Origin of the sequence: Clostridium tagluense, from assembly GCF_003865095.1 — a bacterium.
Classification (GTDB): Bacteria; Bacillota; Clostridia; order Clostridiales; family Clostridiaceae; genus Clostridium_AD; species Clostridium_AD tagluense.
Map to the genome: position 1 here is coordinate 1 of NZ_BHYK01000119.1, position 796 is coordinate 796.

The window sequence follows — 796 nt, forward strand, 5'->3', positions numbered from 1 at the left end:
TTATTCAAAGGATGGTGTTAAATATGTTTAAGCAGTTTTATGGTATGACCTTAAACCCTTTTGAAAAAGGTATTAAAGAAAAAGATGCATATATCTCAAGGGATTTAAAAGAAATGATATCAAGACTTGATTATCTTAATGAAACTAGAGGCATTGGATTATTTACGGCTTCGCCTGGATCAGGAAAAACTTTTGCTCTAAGATGTTTTGCGAAAAAAGTTAATCCAAATTTAACAAAGGTTATTTATCTTTGCTTTACTACCGTAACTACTGCTGAGTTTTATCGTCAGTTTTGTATCTCACTAGGACTCGAACCTTGCTCTCGCAAGTCAGACATGTTTAAAAATATAAAAGACTATATGGAAAACATGAGCAGTGATAAGGGTGTCCATTACATACTTGTATGGGATGAAGCACAGTATTTAAGTAATGATATATTGAAAGATTTAAAATTACTCATGAATTTTTCTATGGACTCAAAGGACTGTTTTTCACTGGTTTTAATAGGTCAACCTATACTTAATAATATCTTAGAAAAACAGATACATGAAGCATTAAAGCAAAGGATCATAATAAATTATGATTTTGAAGGGTTTTCAGAGACCGAGGCTGTAGAATACATTCATTCGAGACTATCATTGGCAAGTGCTTCTTCTGAAATAATTGATAATAATGCCATTTTAGCTGCATACAGAAGCTGTACTGGTTCTATAAGACGTCTAAATATGATATTAACAAAGGCTTTAATAATAGGTGCACAGCACGAAAAAACAGTGATTGACACTGACACAATAAT

1 protein-coding gene is annotated in these 796 nt (G+C 31.9%); it reads left to right on the forward strand.

Annotated elements, in window-relative coordinates:
• Positions 1–23: 23 nt before the first annotated feature.
• On the forward strand, positions 24–796 hold a 773-nt coding region (locus Ctaglu_RS24795; RefSeq protein WP_125006731.1), incomplete at its 3' end, for an ExeA family protein.